We start from the raw sequence: 22,660 nt of genomic DNA, 5'->3' as shown, positions 1-22,660 counted from the left end.
GGCTGGGGTTGAACCGGGGTGAGCGGCGCGGTGTGGGGTGACCGTTACCGGTGGTCAGAGCGGATCGTCCCGGCCGAGTTCCCAGCAGGCGACGGCGGTGGCGGCGGCCACGTTGAGCGAGTCGACACCGCGGCGCATCGGGATGACCACCCGGACGTCGCTGGCCTCCATCGCCTCCCGGGTCAGGCCCGAGCCCTCCGCGCCGAGCAGCAGCGCCGCCCGGGCCCGCTGGTCCGGTCCGAGGCGCTGGATCGGCACCGCGTCGGGGGCGGGGGTCAGGGCCAGCACGGAGAAGCCGGCGGCGCGGACCTCGGCGAGCGCCTCGGGCCAGGGGCCGAGCGTCGCGTAGGGCACGGCGAACACCTCCCCCATGCTGACCCGGACGCTGCGGCGGTAGAGGGGGTCGGCGCAGGTCGGGGAGAGCAGCACCGCGTCCACGCCGAGCCCGGCGACGGCCCGAAAGATCGACCCAAGGTTGGTGTGGTTGTTCACGTCTTCGAGGATCACCACCCGGCGGGCGGTGGCGAGCACGTCGGCCGCCGTCGGCTGCGGCCGACGGCGGAACGACGCCAGGACCCCCCGGTGTACGTGGAAGCCGGTCACCTGGCGCAGCACGTCCGGGGTGGCGGCGTAGACCGGGGCGTCGCCGTTGTCCAGGTCCGCGATCTGCTCCACCCGCTTGGCGTCCACCAGGTAGGACCGCGCCGGGTAGCCGGCGCGCAGCGCACGCCGCAGCACCAGCTCGCCCTCGGCGATGAAGAGGCCGTGCGGTGGCTCCCAGCGGGTTCGCAGCTCCACGTCGGTGAGGGCGCGGTAGTCGGCGATCCGGTCGTCGTCGGGGTCGGTGATCTGGTGGACGGGCACCGGACGATTCTGCCGGACGACGCGGACGGCGCCCCGTCCACCCGCCCCGCCCGAGGGGCACCGCAGCTGGTCGCGCAACCGGCGGGGGGTGGGTGCCGAGCGTCGCGCCCACCCCGGCAGTGCCGGCGCCGCCGGACTGCCGACGCGCGGATCGGGCGGCGCGGATGATGACATCCGCCTGGGTCCCACGACAGGCCATCGCACCGGCCATCGGTGACCGGAACCTACCGTTACCCTGATCGATGGCCGCACCTGGGGAGGAGCTGCGAGGTGACGGATCAACTCGGACCGCTCTTGCGCCAACTACGGAATCAAGCGGGATTGACGCAGGAGGCGGTGGCGGAACGGTCCGGGGTGAGTGTCCGCACGATTCGCCGCCTGGAGTCGGCGACAAACATTGATCACCGTTTGGGAACGCTGAACCTGTTGGCTGACGCCCTTGAGCTCGGGCCCGCGGACCGCGAGCTACTGGCGACGATGCTGGCGAGAGCCGGCACCCCGGCCGTGGCCATGACTCAGGCCGCCCCCGCGGCTCCTGGCCCAACTGGGTCGGCGAGCGAGCCGCCCCGGTCACCGTCGGATCGGGCTCCCGCATCGGCACCGCCGGCCGCCGTGCTGGCGGCTGCGGACGCGTTGGCGCGGGAAGCCCGGCGGCGGTGGCAACGTGAGGAGGAGCGGCGCCAGGTCCACGACCCGTTTCCGTTGCCGTTGCGCTGGCGGTCGGCCCCCGCACCGCTGATGGACTACGCGGTGAACATCCAACGCCTTCCACCGGGAGCTACGGCACAGCTTGACCTTGGTGGTGAGCTGCACAGTGTCGCCGAGGTCTACCGGAGGATCCGGTCCGGCCGGTTGGCGATCCTGGGCCGGGCGGGTTCGGGCAAGTCGATCCTGTTGATCAGGCTTGTCCTGGACTTCCTGGCGACCCTTTCCCTTCCCGATCGAGTGCCGCTGATCTTCAACATCGGAACCTGGGACGCGACAACCACCACCCTGCGGGACTGGCTGATCGGTCAGCTGCTGCGGGATCACCCACACCTGGCCCGCCGGACTCCAGACGGGCCGACGCTGGCCGCCGCACTGGTCGACGCAGACCTCATCCTGCCGGTCCTGGACGGGTTTGACGAGATCGCCGAAGGCCTACGGCGGGACGCGCTCGAAGCCCTCAACGCGACCTCACTGCCGCTGGTGCTGACCAGCCGCCGGGACGAGTACGCCGACGCGGTACGGGGAGCCGGGGCGCCGCTGAACTGGGCAGCGGGCATCGAACTCGTTGATCTCACCCTCGACGATCTCAGGGCCTACCTACCCCGAACCGCCCGCCCGGCCGGCCGCGACGAGACCGTGGCGGGGTGGGATCCCGTACTGGAACAGCTGCGGACCCGGCAGTCCCCGGCGGGCGGGGTCCTCACGAAGGTACTGACCACTCCCCTGATGGTCGCCCTGGCCCGGACGATGTACAGCGAGGCACCGGGCCGGGATCCGGCCGAGCTGCTGGACAGCGTCCGCTTCCCCAGCGTGGAGTCCATCGAGAAGCACCTGCTGGCCGGTTTCGTCTCGGCGGTGTACCGACCGTGGGTCCCCGAGCGCAACGCCGGCGGCTCCCGCAGCCGGAACGGGAACTGGAACCCGCAGCGCGCCGGGCACTGGCTCGGCTTCCTCGCCCACCAGTTGATGCGGCCCAACCAACCTCGGCGAGACCTCGCGTGGTGGCAGCTCGGTGACTCCCTTCGTCGTTCGACCCGGATCGCCGCCGTGACCGTGGTTTCCGCGCTGTGTGTCGCCGGGGCAACCTGGACGATCGGGCTGGTAACGGCCCAGGCCGACCGCGGTCAGGTCCTGCTGGAAGGGGCCATGATGGGCCTGTCGGCCGGCCTCGCGTTCGGGACTGTCTACGCGGCGATCATCGCCTTCGGCGGCACCTTCCAACCGGCCCACGTGCGGCTCCGGCTACGTCGCGGCCGGAGCGGCAGGGTCCGCCCGCCGGCCCGGGCGTTCACGCTCCGGTTCGCGGTTGTCCTGCTGGGCGGATTCGTGATGGGCGTCGGCTGCGCCTGCGCCATCGCCGTCGTACGCGCGCGGTACTGGGACATCCCACTCACGAGTCCCGAAGCGATCCGGGCCGCCCTCATCAACATGCTGGTCTTCGGGCTGATCTTTGGCTTGGCGGTCGGGCTAGTGTTCGGGCTCCTGGCCGCGCTGGAGGTGCCGGTGGACGTTTCCTTCGCCGCCACTCCGGTCCACCTCCTGTCCGCGAACCGGACGACCGTGGGCCAACAGGTCCTCATCCTCGCCCCCGCGCTCGCCCTGACCATCGCCTTCGGTGGACAGCTGGTCGTCAACCTGCTCCAGGGACCTCTCGGGCCACTGAGCTGGGAGTTGCCCGATGCGCTGATCATCGGTGCTGCCGGTGGTCTGGGCAGCGCCCTGTCGTACGCGTTCTGTTTCACCGCCTGGGGGCAGTGGGTGATCCTGTGCCGGGTGTGGCTGCCGCTGACCGGCCGGCTGCCGTGGAACACGATCGCCTTTCTGGATCACGCCTACCACCGAGGCGTACTCCGGCAGAGCGGGGCGGTTTACCAGTTCCGCCATTTCCGGCTTCAGGAGCACATCAACCACTCGTACCGCAAGCGGTAGGCGCCACCATCCACATTCACCCGCGCCCTACGCCGCGTGGGCGTGAATGGCTAGCCAATCGTGAGCAATCTTGCAATTAATTTCCACCAACAGCCTGTGTCGTACGGTGGAATGGCACTCAACACAAGGAGGTCCACATGAGAGTCATCCCATTCGGCCGACGAATGCCAGTTCGATGGCTGGGTGCAGTTTCCGTGGGGCTGCTACTCGGCAGCACCCTCGGTGTTGGCACCGCCAGTGCGGTGCCAGAAAAGCGCGTCCACAACGCGATGCAGATCATCTTCAGCCCAACTGCGCCCGACAATTTCTGCACGATCGGCGCGGTGGGCACCGACGACTACGGCCGGAAGATCGCAATCTCGGCCGGTCACTGCATTAACGACCCGGATTACGCCGATCGCGAGATCCATGAGAACATCGCTCCCGTCTACCATCGACAGGACCCGACATTCGGCCCGATTGGTCACATTCGCTACTTCAAAGACCAGGAGGGATCGGCTACGGGACACCCAACCAAGGACTACATGATCATCGAACTGGTCCCGGAGGTGACACCCTCCGCACAGGGCCCGCACCTGAAACAGACCGGTGAAGTGGAGGTCCCGGGCGGCACTGCCAGCCCGAACGCGTTGAGCCCCGCGCTGGATAACGAGCGGCTCCTCGGTGCCGGGCGGCTCAGCAGCAATGACATCATCGTCTCGGGCCAGCTTGGCGTCTGGTATGCCGGCATTACTCACAATACGGACGGCATCTACCGGTCCTGGGCCCAACACCGGCTAGGCGACTCGGGGGGTCCGACGATCTGGCACGTGCCGGGCAGCCCCTACCCGTCCGAGGAGAACGGATTCCAGGCCGAAGGGCCGTGGGCTGGCATCACCAAGGGAAAGGGCCTGCAGATTCCGTGGTACCAATACACCAGCTCCGCCAACATCCTCGCCGACCTTCGCGCTCGGGACGCCGCCGACCCCGCTGACATCTATGGTGCGGGCTTCGAGGTGACCCACAACCCGTGACCCCCATTGACCGGTGACACCGGTTCCAGAAACGACGCGCCCGCCCTCGGGGCGGGCGCGTCGCTGTCGGGTCGGTCAGCTGCCGTCGGGGAGTCGGGTGACGAAGGCCCGCCACGCCGCCGGGCCGAAGACCAGCGCCGGCCCGGCCGGGTCCTTGGAGTCCCGGACGCCGACGACGCCGGGGAGATTGTCGGCGACCTCAACGCACGAGCCACCGTTGTTGCCGCTCTTGCTGCTTTTGCGCCATCGCGCACCGGTCAAGTCCATGATCCCGCCGCTTCTCTGATCAGCTCCAAGGAGGAAGCTCGGGGGAGGGATTCGCCCCTGATGCGCTCCCACCTTCGGCTCAGGGTAGCAACGTCGGCGGCCTGTCGGAGGATCTGCGCGGGCGCCTGACTGTCGACGTGGGCGACGTGCTCGACCTCGGGCAGTTCGGCGAGGATGAAGCCGCCGCCGAGCCCCGGATACATCCCGATGTCCTTGGGCACCAGGTGGACCTGCACCGTGTCGTCGGTGGCGCGCTCGGCGAGAAACTCAAGCTGTTCGCGCATCACCCGGCGGTCGCCGTAGGCCGACTGGTAGAGCACTCCCTCGAAGATGACGGCGGTCAGCAGCGGGGGGCGTTCGGTGCGGAGGATGGCCTGTCGACTGATCCGGGAGGCGACGAGCTCGTCGACCTCGCCCGGGGTCAGTGCCTCGCCGGCGAGGGTCGCGCGGGCGTAGTCCTCCGTTTGGAGCAGGCCGGGAATCCAGGTGTGCTCGAACCAGCGCACCGCGACCGCTTCACGCTCCCAGTCAACCCATTCCCGCAACCACTCCGGCTCGCGACGTTTGACGACATCCGGCCAAAGCTCCTCGACCTCCCGACCGAGGATGGTGGCCACCTGCAGGCGGCGACGGGGCCGCGGAATACGTCCCGGCGTAATCCAACGCGCCGCAGTTTTCGGGTCGACGCCGGTCTGGGCAGCCAGGCTCTCCGCGGTCTCCCCCGCCTCCACCATGGCCCGCTGCAATGCATAGTTCATCCTGCCTCCATTCAGGGATGTTCTCGGACGTCCCAACAACGTGCACAAATGCTGTGTCTTCATCCCGTGGCGTGTTGACAGAGTGTGCGTCATGGAGGCGCGTTGGGGGAAGACCCAAATTCCGGCGGAGGCGCGGAAGGGGCATCCGTACCCGGAATGGGGTGGACAGTTCGATCCAGAACGCGAAGGCGAGGATGACCGATGAGAGTAGAACCGTCGGCCGGTCAGCCGAGAATGTCGAGACTGTCGAGCGCTGCGCGCAGCTGGCGAAGCCATTTCGCGCCGAGCTGGCGTCCATTGGGAAGTCGATCCGCTCGATCCCAACGCCATGCGGTGATCATCGCCAGCACCAGGATCCGGCACTCGCGGAGCAAACCTTTGTCGACACCGGGATAGTGCTCGCCGACTTCCTCGGGCGCGTGGGCGAGGTCGAATTCGACCGGTCGCCGGCAGCACGTCTCCAAATCAATAAACAGCACCCCACCCTTTGTCGCCAACATACGCATGCCGGCGTGCAGCCGATGCAGCGCACTCGCGTAGTCCACCGGGGAGACCACTGCGGATGCCACCGTTCGTAGAAGGTCCAGAACGCCCTCGCGTAGCCATTCTGCGGGTAGACACGCGGCTCGACCCGAGGGTCAGGAACAGCCACCGGGCTCCCGAAATCCGCCTGGCCGCCGCCACCGCAGGTGGGACCGCTGACACCGACATCGTCGGGTAGCCCTCTCCGTTGAGTACCGCCGCCACCACCCAGACACCGAGGACCTGCCGGCGGGCGGTGAGCTCCGGGCAGACAAAGCCGGAGCGCTGGGCGATCAGCAACAGCGCGGGAACACCGGAGGGAAGGGACGGCTGGGCTCTACCGTCTCACCATCGCTGAGGTAGGTTCTGGCCACATACCCCTCCGTGACGCATACGCCGATCAATTCTCCGAAGGACGATGCCATGCGGAGATCGCGGCCCGGATGGCGGAGGGTGACTCGACCGCTACCACCTCTTCGGCTGACGGAGGCCTGATGGGCAGATATGTGATTACCGGGGCCACTGGCGGCATCGGCGGAGCCGTCGCGGAGCTGCTGCATGAGCAGGGGCATCAACTGGTCTTGGTGGGTAGCCACCGCGGGCGTCTCGACGCAGCGGCCGGGCGACTGGGCGGATGCGAGACCCTTGTGCTCGATTTGCTTGACGTGGAGGGCATCGCCGCTCACGGATCCGCGCTGGCCGCCAGAGACAGCCCCATCGATGGTCTCGTGCACAGCGCCGGTCTGGCCCAGCTGGGCTCCATCGCCGACTCCGAGACCAACAGTTGGATGGAACAGTACAAAGTCAACGTGGCAGGCCCAGCTGAGCTCACCCGTTGTCTGTTGCCCGCGCTCCGGACCGCGCGCGGCCAGGTGGTCTTTGTCAACTCCGGTCAGGGCCTTCGCACCAGCCCCGGGTGGGGCGCATACTCCGCAAGCAAGCACGCGGCCCGCGCACTCGCGCAGGCGTTGCGCGCGGAGGAGGGCCCCCACGGAGTTCGCGTGACAAGCGTTTACCCCGGCAGGACAGCCACCGAGATGCAGCGAGCCATCCATCGGCAGGAGGGCGCCGAGTACGTGGCGCAGGCGTATATCCAGCCGCGCAGCGTAGCCCGGACCGTGCTGGCAGCGCTCATGTCGCCCCCTGACATGGAGATCACCGACGTGTCCGTGGCCGTTCCTGGCTCGTGACGGGAGACATCTGGTTCCACCCGCACCTCGGGTTACAGCGCCCGGCACCACGTGGAGCGGCCCCCACCGAGCGTGGTCATGGCGAGTCGACCGGCTGTAGCGGCAACCCACCGATGGACTTCAGATCCAGGGGCGCGGTCAGACCCGACAGCTCGACCAGCCGGACGCCGTCGCCGTCGCCGTCCGCCAACCGGATCCACGGGTCCGCACCGTCGAGGAGTGACTGCCAGGCCGCGCGGGTGGCCGCTGGGACCGCGACGTGAACGCGCGCGACCGCGGTGGCTCCGTTGGCGTGCACGACCCGCTCCGGCCGGGCTGACGGCCGGTAGGCGGACATGGCGAACGGCAGGCTCGGGTCCTGTGGCACGGCGAGCTGCCAGCGCAGGGTGACGCCGTCCGGGGTCGCCCTGCGCATGTTCAGAATCCGGCTCATCGGCACGCCCGCGGCGACGAGCCGATCCCGTTCGGCACCGATCGACTCGTCGTCGGTCTCGACAGACACATCGATCCACGAATGGTCCTGTCCGGCCCACCGTTCCACCCGCCGCCGCAGGCCACGGCCGCCGTATAGCTGGACCGCCCACCGTAGCGGTAGAGACAGCCGCGGAACCCGAACCAGCTCAATAAACGGACCCTCCTCGAACCAGATCAGCGCATTCGAACTACGGTCGGGCCGCCGACCGTACACGACCGTGAACCCGACCTGCTGGAACGCTCGCACAGCGGCGTGGATGTCATCCACCCGGTGCAGGATGTGGCTGCAACGCATGCGATTCCCTACGAAGTAACGGTTACGACTCGGACAATACGGTTACGAATTAGGGTGATCATCGCCGACTTGACCTAGGCCTGGACCGGCTCGGCGTGTTCGTGTTCGTGCAGGTCACCCAGATCCCACTCGGGAAACGGGTCGGGCAGTGCCCGCCACCAGGATTCCCCGGCGGCGACCTCCGAATCGGTGAGCAGGCAGGCGGTCAGGGCAGCCCGCAGCCCTTCGCTGTCCAGGTTGACGCCAATGAGGACCAACTCCTGCTGCCGGTCACCGAACACCGGATGCCAGCGAGACTCCAGGTCCGCCCGTTCGACCGGGTCCTCCGGCCACTCCCCAGACACCGCGATCGGCACGCCCGCCGGGTCGCACCGCCCGGACGCACCGGCCTGCGACCAGAGGGCCATCACGTCCGGCCGGCTGGCCAGCCACAGGAACCCTTTCGATCGCACCACCCCGAAGGTGTCCAAGCCGTCGGCGAGCAGCTCCCACAGGCGCTGCGGGTGGAACGGCCGGTGGTCGCGGAACACGATGCTGGAGATGCCGTATTCCTCGGTCTCCGGCACGTGCTCACCGTTGAGCTCAGCCACCCAACCGGGCGTGGTCTCCGCCCGCTCCAGGTCGAACCAGCCGGTATTGAGGATCATTGCTGGTGGCACCCGGCCGTGCATGGCCCGGACCTGACGGGCGGCCGGGTTGAGTCGGGTCAGCAGAGCCTCCACGACCGTCAGGTCCTCCGGGGCCAACAGATCGGTCTTGTTCACCACCAGCACATCGGCGAACTCGATCTGGTCAACCAGCAGGTCGGCGATGCTCCGGTCGTCCCCCTCGTACGCGGCCAGGCCGCGCGACTCAAGCGTCTCCCCCGCCTCGATCCGAGCCAGCAGACCAGCGGCATCGACCACAGTGACCGTGGTGTCCAACCGGGCCAGGTCGTCCAGGATCTGTCCGGCCTCCACGCCGAAGGCGAACGTGGCGGCCACCGGCATCGGTTCGGAGATCCCACTGGACTCGATCAGCAGATAGTCGAACCGGCCCAGGCGCGCCAGCCGCGCCACCTCGTCGAGCAGGTCGTCGCGCAGCGTGCAGCAGATGCAGCCATTTGTCAGCTCCACCAGCCGCTCTTCGGTACGCGACAACGCACCGCCGTCGCGGACCAACGCGGCGTCAATGTTGATCTCACTCATGTCGTTGACGATCACCGCTACCCGCAGTCCGTCACGGTTGGCCAGGACATGATTGAGCAGGCTGGTCTTGCCGGCCCCGAGGAACCCCGACAGCACCGTCACCGGCAGCCGGTCACTCACGGCGTATCCACCACTGGGCGCCCCTTGTACAGGCCGCAGTGCGTGCAGGCCCGGTGCGGCACCACCATCTCCTTCCGTGGACAGGGGCAGGGGGTCAACTGCGGCACGCTCGCCTTCCACTGCGCCCGCCGGTGCCGGGTGTTCGACCGCGACATCTTCCGCTTCGGAACGGCCATGACGATCTCCTTCTTCGACAGGTCACACCAGAGCCTATCGGTAACGGTTGTCGTTTCCATAACTGCGGTTCCGATCTTCGGCGTGAGGTGGGACACCGCGGCGGTCATCGCGCTGCGCGTTGAGGTGGCGACGCTGGTGGCTGGCGCCGACGACGGGCAGGAGCCGGTAGCGCAGTTTCTTGGGTTCGGCGGTGGTCAGCTCGCCGAGCAGCGGACCGCACGTCCCCCGGATACCGACATCCGCCGCGCCACGACGTGCTACACCGTGGTCGACCACCGCGAGCCTTGGGTGACCGGCGCAATCTGGAACGCGAAGGCGAGGATGACCGATGAGACCGGAACCCTCGCCCGGTCAGCCGGTGCGGTCGAGCGCAGCGCGAAGCTGGCGGAGCCAATCCGCGCCGAGCTGGCGCCCCTTGGGAAGTCGATCCGCTCGATCCCAACGCCATGCTGTGATCACCGCCAGCACCAGGATCCGGCACTCGCGGAGCAAGCCTTTGTCGACACCGGGATAGTGCTCGCCGACCTCTTCGGGCGCAGGGGTGAGGTCGAATTCGGCCGGCCCCCGGCAGCACGTCTCCGATGCAGGGCACTCGCGTAGTCCGCTAGGGATGCCACCGTGGATGCCAGCGGTTCGTAGAAGGTCCAGAACGTCACCGCGTAGCCATTCTGCGGGTAGACACGCGGCTCGACCCGAGGGCAGGAACAGCCACCGGGCTCCCAGAATCCGCGAGCCGTTGCGCGAGCTCGATTTCGAGCCGCGCCTCCTGGTGCCCGCCATCGCCCACTCGGGCCAGGACATCACAGGGCAGCAGGCGCAGCGTGAGCCGGTTCGAAGCCTGCAGGACGACCGCGTCGTCGGCCTTCAACCCAGCGCCGAGGCGACCGACCTGGCCGCCGCCACCGCAGGTGGGACCGCTGACACCGACATCGTCGCGTAGCCTCTCCGCCGACCTCGCCATTCGGAGGACGGCTCGTGCGACCACGCGCAACCGCACCGAAAGGCCGCCCCAACAGGGGGTCTAACGTGAACGGCCAAACACGTCAACGGCTAGGGTGGGGCATGACCTGGCAGACACCTGACCACATAATACGCAGGCGCATAGTCACTGCCGAGGCGATTTTGAATGGTCACGTCGATCTTCGTGGATACCCCTACCGGCTAATAGCCATCTATTCTATCGCAACGAGCACTGAAAGGATCACGCGCATCCTAGCAGCCGCGGAGGTGCTCGAGGCGTTCGGCTGGAAGCTCCTCACCGTCAACGATTCTGGCTGGATCTACGCCGTGCTTCGTAGATGACGGGTTACGAGCGCTTGACCTCCGAGAGGGTGGATCGTCCGGATCAAGCGGAAGACACTCGCCCCATGAAGCCCCCAGACTGCGTCGTCTGTCGCTCAGAGACCGGCCCAGTTGACCATTTCACCCTCATCTACTTCGGCCCCCGCGAACAGGAAGAAGTAGGACGCGCGGTAGCCCGAGACCGAGGATGGGTCGGACATCCGGCCAACGCCTTTTGGTTCTGCGCCGACCACGTCCATCTCGGCCAGGAACGCCAGTCGATGCATTGGCGCGAAGCCATCGCCGAGATCAACGCCACGATCGGCCGGTAGAACCGCTACGTCGAGCCGTCATCACCACGGAACTTTTCCCGAGCGCGCTATCTCAGCCACGGCTCTCAAGCCAACGACGCAGGTCGGCGAAGGGACCACGGTCGTCGCCGGGCTCCGGCCGCCCACGGTCCGGCTCAGGCCGTTCGACCGGGCGGCGCGGATCACCGACCAGTTCCCGGCTGGGCGCGACGAACGCCTGCTCCGGCTGCCCCTGCACGGCGGTGGAGATCACCTCAGCGACCGCGTCGATCACCTGCGCCTGCACCGCACTGCCGACCGCGTCGGTGGTGTCGTCGGGGTTCGCGGCGATGCCGGCGACCGCGATCTGCGGGGTGAAGCCGACGAAGCTCTCCGTGGCGTTCCCCTCTGAGCTGCCGGTCTTGCCGGCGACCGGCCGACCACCCAGGATCTGGTTCACCGAGGTGGCGGTGCCGCCGTTGCACTGGTTGGTCGAGGACTGCTGGCCGACCGGGCAGCGGGCGGCGTCGGTGGCGGCCCGCGCCACCTCCGCGTCGAGCACCCGCTCGCAGGACGGTGCGACCGGCACCGCCGAGCCGTCCGGCGCGGTCACCGAGACCACCGGCAGCGGCTCGCAGTACGTCCCCTCGGCCGCGACGGTGGCGTACGCGTTGGCCAGGTCCAGTGGGGTGGCGGCGGCCACACCGAGGGTGAACGAACCCCAGTTCTCGGCGTTGTTCTCGGCGAACGCCGCGTCCGCGTCGGACCGGAAGGTGATGCCGAGGCGCTGCGCCATCTCCACCACCTTCTCCGGGCCGACCTGCTCGGAGAGCCAGACGAAGTACGTGTTCACCGAACGGCCGAAGCCGTCCCACATCATCCGGTAGCCGTCCATCCACGCCGGGTTGGCGTTGCTCGGGCACCAGCGTCCGTCGCAGCTCGCGTCGCCCTCGGCCGGGTACCGGGTGGGCAACTGGCTGGGCGCGTCGAAGCCGGTGGCGAGGGGCATCCCCGCCTCCAGGGCGGCGAGCATGGTGAACAGCTTGAAGGTCGAACCGGCCTGGTAGCCGGCGATGCTGCCGCCGCCGGAGATGAGCGGGTTCACCGTGTTCGGGTAGTTCGGCTGCCCGGCCGGGTTCTCCGCCAGGCTGTAGTGCCGGTTCACCGCCATCGCGAGCACCCGGCCGGTGCCGGGCTCCACCGCCGCGAGCGGCAGCGCCCGCTCGTTGTCGTACCCGTAGACGCTGGTGACCTGCTGCTGCGCCGTCGCCTGCAGCTCCGGGTCCAGCGAGGTGACCACCGTGTAGCCGCCCCGGCGCAGCGCCTGCTCCCGCTCCTCGACGGTCTCCCCGAAGGCGGGCTGGGTGAGCCACCACTGGCGTACGTAGTCGCAGAAGAAGCCCCAGTCGTCCGCGCCACCGGTCGGGGCGGTGCAGCCGTTGGGCTGGGAGGTGGGGCGCAACGTCAGCGGCTCCACCTTCGCGGTGGCGGCCTCGGCAGCGGTGATCTCGCCGGTGGCGACCATCGCGTCGAGCACGTACGCCCGCCGGTTCAGCGCCGCCTCCTGGTCGCCGTCGATCGGGTTGTACGCCTCGGGCGACTGCACCAGGCCGGCGAGCAGCGCCGACTCGCTGAGGGTCAGCTCCGCCGGGGTCTTGGCGAAGTACCGCTGGCTGGCCGCCGAGACGCCGTACGCGCCGGCGCCGAAGTAGGCGATGTTCAGGTAGCGGTTGAGGATCTCGTCCTTGCTGAGCTGCTGCTCGAGCGCGTTGGCGTACCGGATTTCCTGAAGTTTGCGTTCGACGGTCTGCTCGGTGGCGGCGGCGCGCTCCTCGGCCGTCAGCCCGGGGTCGGTCTTGAGTACGTTGCGGACGTACTGCATGGTCAGGGTCGAGCCGCCCTGCGAGGTCTCGCCGCCGGTCACGTTGGCGACCAGGGCCCGGGCCATCCCCCGCAGGTCCACGCCGCCGTGGTCGTAGAAGCGGCGGTCCTCGGCCGCCACGATCGCCGCCTGCAGCGACGGCGCGATCTCGGCCAGCCCCACGTCGGTGCGGTTGACGTCGTAGAAGCTCGCGATCAGCGTCGTGCCGTCGTTGGCGTAGAGGTAGGAGCGCTGTGGGGTGGCCGGGGTCCGCAGCACGTCCGGCAGCGACGAGTAGCTCCCGAGCGCCGACCGGGCCGCGAACCCGAGCAGCAAATTGCCCGGCAGCACGGTGACCGCCAGGACAAGACCAGCGAGCAGGCCGGCGAGCAGCACGGTGAACAGCCGAGACAGCGGCGTACGGGGCAGGGCCATGGCGTCCAGGATTGCCAGGAAATGCGCAGACCGGCCAGCCTGAACGACGACTGTCAGCCAATTCACCGGCTACTGCCAGCTAATTCCCGGTGTAACCGCTCGGGAGGCCGGTCAGGCGGACATACCAGGCAAGGGACGACACCTCACCCTCTTCACCATGTTTTACCGGCTTGCTCCCGAATAGTGTGGTTAATGCGATTAAAGAAGTTGGCCAGTGCGATCTGGAGGGTTATCGCACCCAGTTGCTCCTCGGTGAAATGTTCGGTGGCGTCGTCCCAAATCTGGTCGGTCACGCCCGGTGCCCCGTCCTGGATTCGGGTGGCCGCCTCCGCCAGGGCGAAGGCCGCCCGCTCCGCCTCGGTGTAGAAGGGCGTGTCGCGCCAGGCGGTCACGTTGTGCAGCCGCTCCGCTGTCTCCCCCGCCTCCCGCGCCGACCGAACCGCGCCGAACACACACGGGCTGCAACTATTGATTTGGCTGATCCGCAGGTGAATCAGGGCCAGCAGGCCCGGGGCGACGCCCCCGGCGTGGATCGCCTGACCGAGATGCTGGACCGCTGTCATCACGTCGGGACCGGTCAGACTTGGCATGCGCGCTTCCATCGGTGTGCTCCCTCATCGCTGTCAGCAGTGACGTGGGTCCCTTCGGACCCAGGGGACTGTCACCAACCATGCGGGAGTAGAACCGGGGAGGGTACCGACGTGTCTGAAACTAGCCCGACGACAGACCTGCCAGCCCCGTGGTGATCCGGGCCGAGACAGGTCAGCCCGCGGCCAACGGTCCGCCGGTCCCGGCCGGGCCACCGGTGGCGGGCGCCGCCGGCACGGTCGTGGGAAGGCTGGCATTGGTGACGTCGCGAATGATGTCCCGGGGCAGCAGGCGGCCGGAGCGGTAGCCAATGCCGATGCCGGCGATCAGCGCGAAGATCGCGCCGAAGGTCTGCAACGAACCAAGCAGCGAACCCGCCAGGCCGAGCAGCGGCGCCGCGATCATCAACATCACGCCGTCGCCCATGCTGAACATGCCGGAACGGGCGACCGCCCAGCCGGTCGCCAGCCAACCCACGCTGTAGCAGCCGGAGCCGACCAGAACCAGGACCCGGGCGGTGGTGCCGAAGACCGGCGTCTGCGCGGCCAAGCCGGCGAACGGCAACATCAACACCAGGCCCGCGATACTGAACAGGAGCCCGATCACCGCGGCTCGTCGACTCCGGGTCGCCGCCAGCAGACCAGTCAGCGCGAGTACCGCGAGCAGCCCCAACCAGATCGCCAGCAGCCAGCTGACCAGGAAGAGCGGGCGGCCATCGGTCGGGTACGGCGCGTTGCCGATGCCCCGGTCGCTCGCCATCGAAACGATCCCGTAGAGGATCGCGTACGCGGGTAGCAGCCACACCGCCGCGCGGGCCAGCCGACGGATCGACCACGCCCAGGTCGCGTCGGTAGCCGGCAACCGTGGCGGCGGTTCCCCGATGAACGGCAACACCGCGAAGCCGCCACCGGTACGGCGGGTACCCAGTGGCGCGACCGGATCGTGCGTCCCGGCTTCCGACGCCGAGGAGCGGCGTCGCCTGTCCGCCTTCTTCATCTGTCACCTCGCTCCGCCCGAGCGGTGCGGGACGCGCCGAGGCGCCCCGAAACCTGGTCACCACCCGCCCTATGACCGATGGTGGCAGGCACCGGAGCGCCCCATGAGGTGTTCTCGTGTTATCGCTTGCGCTGGTGCTCAGTCCTGCTGGCGCTGGTGCTCAGCCCCGCCGGCGCTGGTCGGTGGCATCGTCGGGTGAGCCCTCCGCCGGGACTGGCTCGGGTGCGGGCAGCTCCGCCGGAGTTTCGCCTCCGGATGCCTGCGCCTCAGCGACGCGAACCTCGTCGTGGATCTGCCGCGCGGTGTCCGCAGCGACCCGCGCGGCTTCCTCGGCCTCCCGCTCGACCTGGCTGACCCCGTCGGACGCCTCCGGCAACGGCGAGTCACCGGCCATCTGGCTCAACCCCCCCAGCGCGCCTCCCATGCCCTCCAGCGCCTTGGTCAGCTCCGCCGGGACGATCCAGACCTTGTTGGCGGAGCCGTTGGCGATCTGCGGCAGGGCCTGCAGGTACTGGTAGGCGAGCACCTTCTGGCTCGGATTCGCCTGGTGGATGGCGTCAAACACGGTACGAACCGCCTTCGCCTGCCCCTCGGCCTCAAGGATGCGGGCCTGCCGGTTACCGTCGGCGCGCAGCACCGCCGCCTGCTTCTCACCCTCGGCGGTGAGGATCTGCGACTCCTTGTGCCCCTCCGCGTTGAGGATCGCGGCCCGCCGGTCCCGCTCGGCGCGCATCTGCTTCTCCATCGAGTCCCGGATGCTCGGCGGCGGCTCGATCGCCTTGATCTCCACCCGGGTTACCTTGATTCCCCACCGACCGGTGGTCTCATCCAGCACGCCGGAGAGGTGCCGGTTGACCTCCTCCCGGCTGGTCAGAGCCCGCTCCAGGTCGAGGGAGCCGATAACATTACGCACCGTCGTCACGGTGATCTCTTCAATGGCGTGCAGGAAGTCCTCAATCTCATAGGTAGCCCGAACTGAGTCGACCACCTTGAAGTAGAGCACCGTATCTATCGAAACAACCAGGTTATCCGAGGTAATCACCGGCTGCGGCGGGAAGACAACCACCTGTTCCCGCATGTCGACCTTGGTGCGCACCGAATCAATGAAAGGCAACAGCAGATTGGGCCCCGGCTTCAGCGTACGTCGGTATCGACCGAGCCGCTCCACCACGTCCTCACGCTGCTGCGGCACGATCCGCACCGCCTGGAACAGGGTCACCACGCCGATAACCGCCAGGGCTATCAGGAGGATTGGCACAATAGTGTCCATGTTCACCTTTTCATTTCAGGTAGTTCACCGGGGCGGGAAACGTCATCTCGCCACACCTGGACCGTGGCGCCGCGCACCTGGATCACCTGCACCCGGTCACCCGGCGCGAAGACTTGGGTCGCGTCATACGAGCGGGCCTGCCACAACTCGCCGTCGATCTTCACCAGACCGTTCTCGGCGTCAACCCGCTCCAGCACAAGAGCCGCGCTCCCTTCGATCGCCCCGACCCCGAACGATGAGCCATCTTTCGGGGTCAGGTTAAACCGTCGCCGCAACATCGGCCGCGCACCCAACACAGTCAACGCCGAGACCACGGCGAAGACGACCGCCTGAATCTCCAGGGGAGCCCCGAGTGCCGCCGCGCCGGCCGCCGCGAAGGCCCCGACCGAAAACATAATCAGGAACAGCGTCGTCGTAAAAATCTCGGCGATGGCGAGCACCGCCCCGGCCACAATCCACAGCACCGCGTCCACCCCACGATCGTGACATGCCGGTGCACGTGTCATCGAATCGACATCTGGTGCGGCAGGTTCGCACGCTCCCCGGTCGGGTCGACGCCAACCAGGGCTCAGCACCACCAGACTCAGCGGCTGAGCCCTGGCTCAACCCGCCGGTTCGGTGACAAAATCGATCAACCGCTCCATTGAGTTAATCAACGGCGTCTCGACATCGGCGAAGGAGTTCACCCGGGACAGAATCCGCCGCCACAGCTCGGCGGGTTCGGCCACACCGAGCGCCGCGCAGACCCCCTCCTTCCAGGGCTGCCCGGGCGGTACCACCGGCCAGGCCGAGATGTTCAGTACGGCCGGCCGTACCGCCTGCCACACGTCCACGTAGGGATGCCCGGTCACCAGCACATGCGGCGAGGTCACCCGGGCCACCATCCGGCTCTCCTTGGAACCGGGGACGAGATGATCAACAAGTACGCCGAGCCGCCGGCCCGGACCGGGGGCGAAATCGCGTACCCGGGCGTCGAGATCGTCTATCCCGTCCAGCGGCTCCACCACCACACCCTCGATGCGCAGGTCGTCGCCCCAGATCCGCTCCACCAACGCGGCGTCGTGCACCCCCTCCACCCAGATCCGGCTCGCCTTCGCCACCTGGGCGCGGACGTTGTCGACGGCGATCGAGCCGGAGGCGGTCCGCCGCCGAGCCGCCGGTACCGTCGGACGGGAGGGGCGACGCAGCGTCACCGGCTCCCCATCAAGCAGGAACGCCGCCGGTAGCAGGGGAAAGGTACGCCGCCGTCGGTGCCGGTCCTCGAGCAGCACCCCGCCGGCCTCAAACCCGACCACCGCGCCGCAGAACCCCGAGTCGGCGTCCTCGACCACCAGGTCAAGCTCCGCGGCCACCTCCGGGATGACCCGGCGCCGCCGCCAGTCCCCCGCCAACACGTCATGGTCGTAACGCCCTGCCATGCCGATCAAGCTAGCCCCAGCGGGTCCCCACCGCCGACCCGGCACGCCGGCCGGGGTGCGGGACGGCTGGTGCGGCAGCCGAGACAGAGGCGGGCAGGAGGACGTACCCTTTCGGCATGTCCACCCCCGCCGCTGGCGCAGCCACCCTCGCGCCACGCCGGTCCAGCCGGTTCGTTGCCTGGGTACGCGCGTGGCGTGCCGGGCTGGTGCCGTTCGACGAGGTCGCCGATGCCATCGCCGGCGACGAGGAGCATCTGGTCGCCGACGCACCCGGGACCTGGACCGATATCCCCCTACCCGCGGCCCTGCCCACGCTCGCCAAGCTCTCGCCCGATGTGATCCGCCTGGTGCTGCCCGCGCCCGGTGACCCGCGCGGGCTGCCCGGCCCGGGTGACTTCGCCGGTGCCGCGCTGCTCGCCGGCGAGGGAGTGATCGCCGGTTCACTTGGCCTGGTCCCGCAGCTGCGCACCCACACCTCCGGCTCCGGGGACGTCTTCGAGACCGTGCTGTGGCGGAGCTACCCGCTGCCGGCCGATGCGGCGGCCGCATCGCTCGCCCTCCCCGGGGCGGCAGAGGCCGAGGCGGAGTTGGCCGCCGCTCTCGCCGAGACCACCGCCACCCTGACCCGGCTCGACGTGGCTCAGTGGCGGCCGGAGCTGGCCGGGGCGTTGGAGGCGCTGCGCCGCCCCGACGGCACCACCGACCTGCCACCGGGCTTCGACCCCCGCGCCCGCCGGCTCTTCGCCCGGGCCGCCGTGTTGGACCGGGTGCTCGCCCTGGCGGGGCAGGCCGCCCCAGGGGGCGCAGTCAACAACTACGAGGCCCAGCAGCGCGATGCGGCGCTGCGCCCGTTGACCAGCGCCTGTCGGCAGGCGCTGGCCGCCGCCTGCAACGCCCCGCTACGCCCGTAGCGGCCCCGGCAGCGGGCAGCCAGGCCCCGGAGGTCGCCGCACCGGCCGACCGCCACCCCCGCCGTTAGATCTCGTCGAGCAGGTCGGCCACCGAGTTCACGATCCGCGACGGCCGGTACGGGTAGCGCTCGGCCTCCGTCCGGCTGCTGATGCCGGTGAGTACCAGGATCGTCTCCAACCCCGCCTCCAGCCCGCAGAGAATGTCGGTGTCCATCCGGTCGCCGATCATCGCCGTTGACTCGGAGTGCGCGTCAATCGTGTTCAGCGCCGACCGCATCATCATCGGGTTCGGCTTCCCGACGAAGTACGGCTCCACGCCTGTCGCCTTCGACACCATCGCGGCCACCGAACCGGCGGCGGGCAGCGCGCCCTCCATCGACGGCCCGGTCACGTCCGGGTTCGTGCAGATGAAGCGGGCCCCGTCGTTGATCAGCCGGATCGCCTTGGTGATCGCCTCGAAGCTGTAGGTACGGGTCTCCCCCAACACCACGTAGTCGGGCGCGAAGTCGCTGAGCACGTAGCCGACCGCGTGCAGCGCCGTGGTCAGCCCGGCCTCCCCGATCACGTACGCGGTGCCACCCGGCCGCTGATCGGCCAGGAACTGCGCGGTGGCCAACGCGGACGACCAGATCGCGGACTCCGGCACGTCCAGCCCCATCCGAACCAACCGGGCCTGGAGATCGCGCGGCGTGTAGATGGAGTTGTTGGTCAACACCAGGAACGGCCGGCCGGAGGAGCGCAGTCGGGCGATGAACTCCGGCGCGCCGGGCACCGGCTGCCCCTCGTGCACCAGCACCCCGTCCATGTCGGTGAGCCAGCTCTGGACAGGCTTGCGATCATTCATCTCGGATCCCTGGTGTCGGGCCGCCGAAGCGGTCAGGAGGGGCGGCGGGCCGGAACGCAGCAGACTGTCGGGCAGGTATCCCACATCGGCAGGTCGCCGAGGCGCCGGCGCAGCGTCGCGCCAGCCGGATCGGTGCGCTCCCGGACCAGTTCGCGCACCATCGCCACAAACCGGGAATCGGTGCCCGGCGTGGCGGCCCGGACGAAGTCCAGGCCGAGCTGCTTGGCGGTCTCCCGGGCTTCGGTGTCCAGGTCCCACACCACCTCAAGGTGGTCGGAGACGAACCCGATCGGGCTGACCACCACCCCGGTGACGCCCTGCCCGGGCAGCTCGGCGAGGTGGTCGTTGACGTCCGGCTCCAGCCAGGGTACCTGCGGGGGCCCGGAACGACTCTGCCATACCAGGTCGTAGGCCAGGTCGGGGGCAGCGGCGGCGTGCACCAACCGAGCGGTCTCCGCCAACTGGGCCTCGTACCGGCCGCCGTGCGGGCCGGCCGCTGCCGCCGCGGCGGTGGGAACCGAGTGGGCGGTGAAGACGATCCGGGTGCTGTCCCGCCGTGCCGGGTCCAGCTGGGCCAACGCCGTGCGCACCGCATCGACGTGCGGCTCGACGAACCCGGGGTGGTCCCAGAACTGACGGAGCTTCTCGATCACCGGAGCGTCCGCGCCGACCGCCGCCCTCGCGGCGGCGATGTCCTCCTGGTACTGCCGGCAGGAGGAGTAGCCGCCGAGGGCGCTGGTCACGAAGGCCAGGGCCCGCTCGACCCCGTCGTCGCGCATCTGCGCCACGGTGTCGGCGAGCATCGGGTCCCAGTTCCGGTTGCCCCAGTAGACCGGCAGGTCAACACCGTTGGCGGCGAAGTCGTCCCGAATCGCGGCGAGTAGTTCCCGACACTGCTGATTGATCGGCGACACCCCGCCGAAGTGCTGGTAGTGCTCGGCGACCTCGGCCAGCCGCTCCGGCGGCACACCCCGGCCCCGGGTCACGTTCTGCAGGAACGGCATTACGTCCTCGGGCCGCTCGGGCCCGCCGAAAGAAACCAGCACCACCGCGTCGTACGCCATGGCCCCATTCTTCCCCGGTGACTCGGTAACCAGACGACGGCCCCCGCGGCGTAGCCCGCGGGGGCCGTCGGCCAGGTCAGGCGCCGATCGCGTGGTAGCCGCCATCGACGTGGACGATCTCGCCGGTGGTCGCCGGAAACCAGTCGGAGAGCAGCGCCAGGCAGGCCCGGGCGGCCGGCTCGGAGTCGGTGAGGTTCCAGCCCAACGGCGCGCGCGCCGACCAGGCGTCCTCAAACTGCTCGAAGCCGGGGATCGACTTCGCGGCGACGGTACGCAGTGGCCCGGCCGCGACCAGGTTGCTGCGGATGCCCTTCGGGCCCAGGTGCAGCGCCAGGTAGCGGCTGGCGGATTCGAGGCCGGCCTTGGCCACGCCCATCCAGTCGTAGACCGGCCACGCCTTGGTGGCGTCGAAGGTGAGCCCGACCACCGAGCTTCCCGGGGCCATCAGCGGCAGCGCCGCGGTGGCGAGGGCCTGGTACGAGTAGGTCGAGACGTGCACGGCCGTCGCGACGTCCTCCCACGGCGCGTCGAGGAAGCCGCCGCCGAGGCAGCTCTGCGGGGCGAAGCCGATGGAGTGGACGATCCCGTCGAGGCCGTCGACGTGCTCCCGGACCTGGTCACCGAGCCCGGCGAGGTGGTCACGGTTGGTCACGTCCAGTTCGATTACCGGGGCTGGCTCGGGTAGCCGCTTGGCGATCCGCTCGACCAGGGAGAGCCGACCGTAGCCGGTGAGTACCACCTGTGCGCCGTTCTCCTGCGCGAGCCGCGCCACCGAGAAGGCGATCGAGGCGTCGGTGATGACGCCGGTGACCAGCAGCCGTTTACCGGCGAGCAGTCCTGACATGTCGATGTCTCCTCTCAGTGCCCCATGCCGAGGCCACCGTCGACCGGGATGACCGCACCGCTGATGTAGCCGGCGGAGTCCCCCGCCAGCCAGGTGACGGCGCCGGCCACCTCGTCCGTGGCGGCGAAGCGGCCCGCCGGGATGGCCTTGCGGTACTCGGTCTTGCGGTCCTCGGGTAGCGCGGCGGTCATGTCGGTTTCGACGTAGCCGGGTGCCACCACGTTCGCGGTGATGTTGCGACTCCCCAGCTCTCGCGTGATGGAGCGGGCGACGCCGACCAGGCCGGCCTTACTGGCGGCGTAGTTGACCTGGCCCGGGCTGCCGTAGAGCCCGACCACCGACGAAATGAAGATCATCCGTCCCCAGCGCGCCCGGAGCATCTTGGTCGAGGCGCGCTTGGCGCAGCGGAACGCGCCGGTCAGGTTGGTGTCCAGCACCCCGGTGAACTGCTCTTCGGACATGCGCAGCAGCAGCGTGTCATCGGTGATGCCGGCGTTGGCCACCAGCACCTCGACCGGGCCGAGCTCCGCCTCGACGGCGGTGAACGCCGCGTCCACCGAGTCGGAATCCGTCACGTCGCAGCGGACGCCGAAGAGGCGGCCGGCGTCGGTCCCCGGGTCGGCCGCGTCGGCGCCGGGCGCCGTCCCGCTCCGGTAGGTCACCGCCACCTGGTCACCCTGCTTGACGAAGGCCTGAGCGATCGCCAGACCAATACCGCGGTTACCCCCGGTCACCAACACGGTACGGGCCACGATTCCCCCTCAGCTCGGAAGATCTCCACGTCGCGTCGGAGCCTAGGGGTTACCGGCAGGTAAGCGCTAACGCGCCACGGCGCCGGCCGCCACCGGCAAGGCGAAACCACCGCAACCACCCGGCGACCGTCACCCCCGCCCCGGCCCACTTCGATGCCCCACCGACCAGGGTGTACGATGGCGCCGTTTTGCGAGCTCGCCCTACGACTCGCAGCCCCTGGGCCCCGCCAACCGCTGGAGGTGATCGCTGTGCGAGATAGCGATCCTCCGAGTCGTGGCCGGGCCGACCGTCAGCCCCGCTGAGTCCCATAAGCACGGCTGACAGACCCGCTCCCGCACGCCACCGGACGCCGGCCCCCGCCGGACCGAGCACCGGTGGACGATCGGAGCTGCCGGCCACGACTTTGTGTGCGCGTTCTGACCACCCTCCCGCGGGCCCCGACGCCCGCGCCCAGTCGCCACCGGAGCCAACTCCCATGAGCCGTTACGTCGCCCCCCTGGGCTTCACCCTGGCCGCGGTCTGGGTGGCCGTCCTCTTCGTCCTGGCCGGCGGTGGTCACTGACCGCCACCGAAATCCCCGTTTGTTCCGGACCCCGCCAGC

Annotated in this window: 25 protein-coding genes; 7 read left to right on the top strand and 18 right to left on the bottom strand. The window is 69.1% G+C overall.

The features are described from left to right. Positions 1-54: 54 nt before the first annotated feature. The gene (locus tag SALPAC3_RS0122670) at positions 55-864 is read right to left on the bottom strand and encodes a TrmH family RNA methyltransferase (protein WP_018223458.1); all 810 of its coding nucleotides are present in this window, start codon (positions 862-864) and stop codon (positions 55-57) included. Positions 865-1,134: 270 nt separating this feature from the next. On the opposite strand from SALPAC3_RS0122670, the gene SALPAC3_RS0122665 reads away from it, so the two are divergent. After that, positions 1,135-3,501 carry a helix-turn-helix domain-containing protein gene (locus SALPAC3_RS0122665; RefSeq protein ID WP_026185830.1) on the top strand — a complete coding sequence of 789 codons (2,367 nt, stop codon included), beginning with the start codon at positions 1,135-1,137 and terminating at the stop codon, positions 3,499-3,501. A 137-nt stretch (positions 3,502-3,638) separates the two neighbouring features. Continuing rightward, entirely contained in the window at positions 3,639-4,514 is an 876-nt protein-coding gene (locus tag SALPAC3_RS0122660; RefSeq protein WP_026185829.1) for a chymotrypsin family serine protease, read from the top strand. Positions 4,515-4,589: 75 nt separating this feature from the next. On the opposite strand, the gene SALPAC3_RS0122655 is transcribed toward SALPAC3_RS0122660, so the two are convergent. From SALPAC3_RS0122655 to SALPAC3_RS28880, 3 genes are all read right to left on the bottom strand, one after another. Further along, the gene (locus SALPAC3_RS0122655; protein WP_018223455.1) at positions 4,590-4,781 is read right to left on the bottom strand and encodes a DUF397 domain-containing protein; all 192 of its coding nucleotides are present in this window, start codon (positions 4,779-4,781) and stop codon (positions 4,590-4,592) included. Next, positions 4,772-5,539, bottom strand: coding sequence for a DUF5753 domain-containing protein (locus tag SALPAC3_RS0122650; RefSeq protein WP_018223454.1), 768 nt, complete (start codon positions 5,537-5,539; stop codon positions 4,772-4,774). The genes SALPAC3_RS0122655 and SALPAC3_RS0122650 overlap by 10 nt, the downstream gene beginning before the upstream one ends. Positions 5,540-5,763: 224 nt before the next feature. Continuing rightward, positions 5,764-6,084: a hypothetical protein gene (locus tag SALPAC3_RS28880; protein ID WP_232430531.1), complete on the bottom strand. Its 321-nt coding sequence runs from the start codon at positions 6,082-6,084 to the stop codon at positions 5,764-5,766. 471 nt (positions 6,085-6,555) lie between these two features. Between SALPAC3_RS28880 and SALPAC3_RS0122640 the strand changes: the two genes are divergently transcribed. Continuing rightward, on the top strand, positions 6,556-7,251 hold the full coding sequence (locus tag SALPAC3_RS0122640) for an SDR family oxidoreductase (RefSeq protein WP_033775056.1): 696 nt from the start codon (positions 6,556-6,558) through the stop codon (positions 7,249-7,251). A gap of 76 nt (positions 7,252-7,327) precedes the next feature. On the opposite strand, the gene SALPAC3_RS0122635 is transcribed toward SALPAC3_RS0122640, so the two are convergent. The 3 genes from SALPAC3_RS0122635 to rpmF form a co-directional block, all read right to left on the bottom strand. Then, positions 7,328-8,020 (bottom strand): VOC family protein, encoded by a 693-nt coding sequence (locus SALPAC3_RS0122635; protein ID WP_018223451.1) that lies wholly within the window; start codon positions 8,018-8,020, stop codon positions 7,328-7,330. A 74-nt stretch (positions 8,021-8,094) separates the two neighbouring features. Next, entirely contained in the window at positions 8,095-9,327 is a 1,233-nt protein-coding gene (locus SALPAC3_RS0122630; RefSeq protein WP_018223450.1) for a GTP-binding protein, read from the bottom strand. Beyond that, positions 9,324-9,503 carry a 50S ribosomal protein L32 gene (gene rpmF, locus SALPAC3_RS27515; protein WP_026270659.1) on the bottom strand — a complete coding sequence of 60 codons (180 nt, stop codon included), beginning with the start codon at positions 9,501-9,503 and terminating at the stop codon, positions 9,324-9,326. The genes SALPAC3_RS0122630 and rpmF overlap by 4 nt, the downstream gene beginning before the upstream one ends. On the opposite strand from rpmF, the gene SALPAC3_RS28460 reads away from it, so the two are divergent. The 3 genes from SALPAC3_RS28460 (at position 9,466) to SALPAC3_RS27500 (ending at position 10,806) form a co-directional block, all read left to right on the top strand. Beyond that, complete coding sequence (locus tag SALPAC3_RS28460) at positions 9,466-10,104, top strand: hypothetical protein (protein WP_198290376.1); 639 nt, start codon at positions 9,466-9,468, stop codon at positions 10,102-10,104. The genes rpmF and SALPAC3_RS28460 overlap by 38 nt on opposite strands. Positions 10,105-10,240: 136 nt before the next feature. Further along, positions 10,241-10,444, top strand: coding sequence for a hypothetical protein (locus SALPAC3_RS0122620; protein ID WP_018223448.1), 204 nt, complete (start codon positions 10,241-10,243; stop codon positions 10,442-10,444). Positions 10,445-10,566: 122 nt separating this feature from the next. Then, positions 10,567-10,806, top strand: a complete 240-nt coding sequence (locus tag SALPAC3_RS27500) for a hypothetical protein (protein WP_080635217.1) — start codon at positions 10,567-10,569, stop codon at positions 10,804-10,806. Between the two features lie 95 nt (positions 10,807-10,901). On the opposite strand, the gene SALPAC3_RS28455 is transcribed toward SALPAC3_RS27500, so the two are convergent. The 7 genes from SALPAC3_RS28455 to SALPAC3_RS0122585 form a co-directional block, all read right to left on the bottom strand. Beyond that, positions 10,902-11,072, bottom strand: coding sequence for a hypothetical protein (locus SALPAC3_RS28455; protein WP_018223447.1), 171 nt, complete (start codon positions 11,070-11,072; stop codon positions 10,902-10,904). Positions 11,073-11,169: 97 nt separating this feature from the next. After that, positions 11,170-13,437, bottom strand: coding sequence for a transglycosylase domain-containing protein (locus SALPAC3_RS0122610; protein ID WP_026185827.1), 2,268 nt, complete (start codon positions 13,435-13,437; stop codon positions 11,170-11,172). 86 nt (positions 13,438-13,523) lie between these two features. After that, positions 13,524-13,961, bottom strand: coding sequence for a carboxymuconolactone decarboxylase family protein (locus SALPAC3_RS0122605; RefSeq protein ID WP_018223445.1), 438 nt, complete (start codon positions 13,959-13,961; stop codon positions 13,524-13,526). 172 nt (positions 13,962-14,133) lie between these two features. Next, entirely contained in the window at positions 14,134-14,955 is an 822-nt protein-coding gene (locus tag SALPAC3_RS0122600; RefSeq protein WP_018223444.1) for a hypothetical protein, read from the bottom strand. A 160-nt stretch (positions 14,956-15,115) separates the two neighbouring features. Further along, complete coding sequence (locus SALPAC3_RS0122595) at positions 15,116-16,225, bottom strand: SPFH domain-containing protein (protein ID WP_026185825.1); 1,110 nt, start codon at positions 16,223-16,225, stop codon at positions 15,116-15,118. A gap of 2 nt (positions 16,226-16,227) precedes the next feature. Beyond that, positions 16,228-16,698, bottom strand: coding sequence for an NfeD family protein (locus SALPAC3_RS0122590; RefSeq protein ID WP_018223442.1), 471 nt, complete (start codon positions 16,696-16,698; stop codon positions 16,228-16,230). Positions 16,699-16,827: 129 nt separating this feature from the next. Then, positions 16,828-17,643: a DUF3097 domain-containing protein gene (locus tag SALPAC3_RS0122585; protein ID WP_026185824.1), complete on the bottom strand. Its 816-nt coding sequence runs from the start codon at positions 17,641-17,643 to the stop codon at positions 16,828-16,830. A 116-nt stretch (positions 17,644-17,759) separates the two neighbouring features. Between SALPAC3_RS0122585 and SALPAC3_RS0122580 the strand changes: the two genes are divergently transcribed. After that, the gene (locus tag SALPAC3_RS0122580; protein ID WP_018223440.1) at positions 17,760-18,554 is read left to right on the top strand and encodes a hypothetical protein; all 795 of its coding nucleotides are present in this window, start codon (positions 17,760-17,762) and stop codon (positions 18,552-18,554) included. 64 nt (positions 18,555-18,618) lie between these two features. On the opposite strand, the gene SALPAC3_RS0122575 is transcribed toward SALPAC3_RS0122580, so the two are convergent. The 4 genes from SALPAC3_RS0122575 to SALPAC3_RS0122560 all read right to left on the bottom strand — a co-directional run bounded on the left by SALPAC3_RS0122575 (position 18,619) and on the right by SALPAC3_RS0122560 (position 22,058). Further along, on the bottom strand, positions 18,619-19,482 hold the full coding sequence (locus SALPAC3_RS0122575; protein ID WP_018223439.1) for an HAD-IIA family hydrolase: 864 nt from the start codon (positions 19,480-19,482) through the stop codon (positions 18,619-18,621). Then, positions 19,431-20,462, bottom strand: a complete 1,032-nt coding sequence (locus SALPAC3_RS0122570; protein ID WP_018223438.1) for a ferrochelatase — start codon at positions 20,460-20,462, stop codon at positions 19,431-19,433. Before SALPAC3_RS0122570 ends, SALPAC3_RS0122575 begins: the two co-directional genes overlap by 52 nt. Before the next feature lie 76 nt (positions 20,463-20,538). Next, positions 20,539-21,306, bottom strand: coding sequence for an enoyl-ACP reductase FabI (fabI, locus tag SALPAC3_RS0122565; protein WP_018223437.1), 768 nt, complete (start codon positions 21,304-21,306; stop codon positions 20,539-20,541). A gap of 14 nt (positions 21,307-21,320) precedes the next feature. Beyond that, positions 21,321-22,058 carry a beta-ketoacyl-ACP reductase gene (locus SALPAC3_RS0122560; RefSeq protein ID WP_018223436.1) on the bottom strand — a complete coding sequence of 246 codons (738 nt, stop codon included), beginning with the start codon at positions 22,056-22,058 and terminating at the stop codon, positions 21,321-21,323. Positions 22,059-22,660: the final 602 nt, after the last annotated feature.

It is taken from the genome of Salinispora pacifica DSM 45544 (genome assembly GCF_000378845.1).
Taxonomy (GTDB): Bacteria; Actinomycetota; Actinomycetes; order Mycobacteriales; family Micromonosporaceae; genus Micromonospora; species Micromonospora pacifica.
The sequence above is the reverse complement of the archived record's forward strand: the minus strand, read 5'-3'. Positions and strand labels throughout refer to the sequence as shown.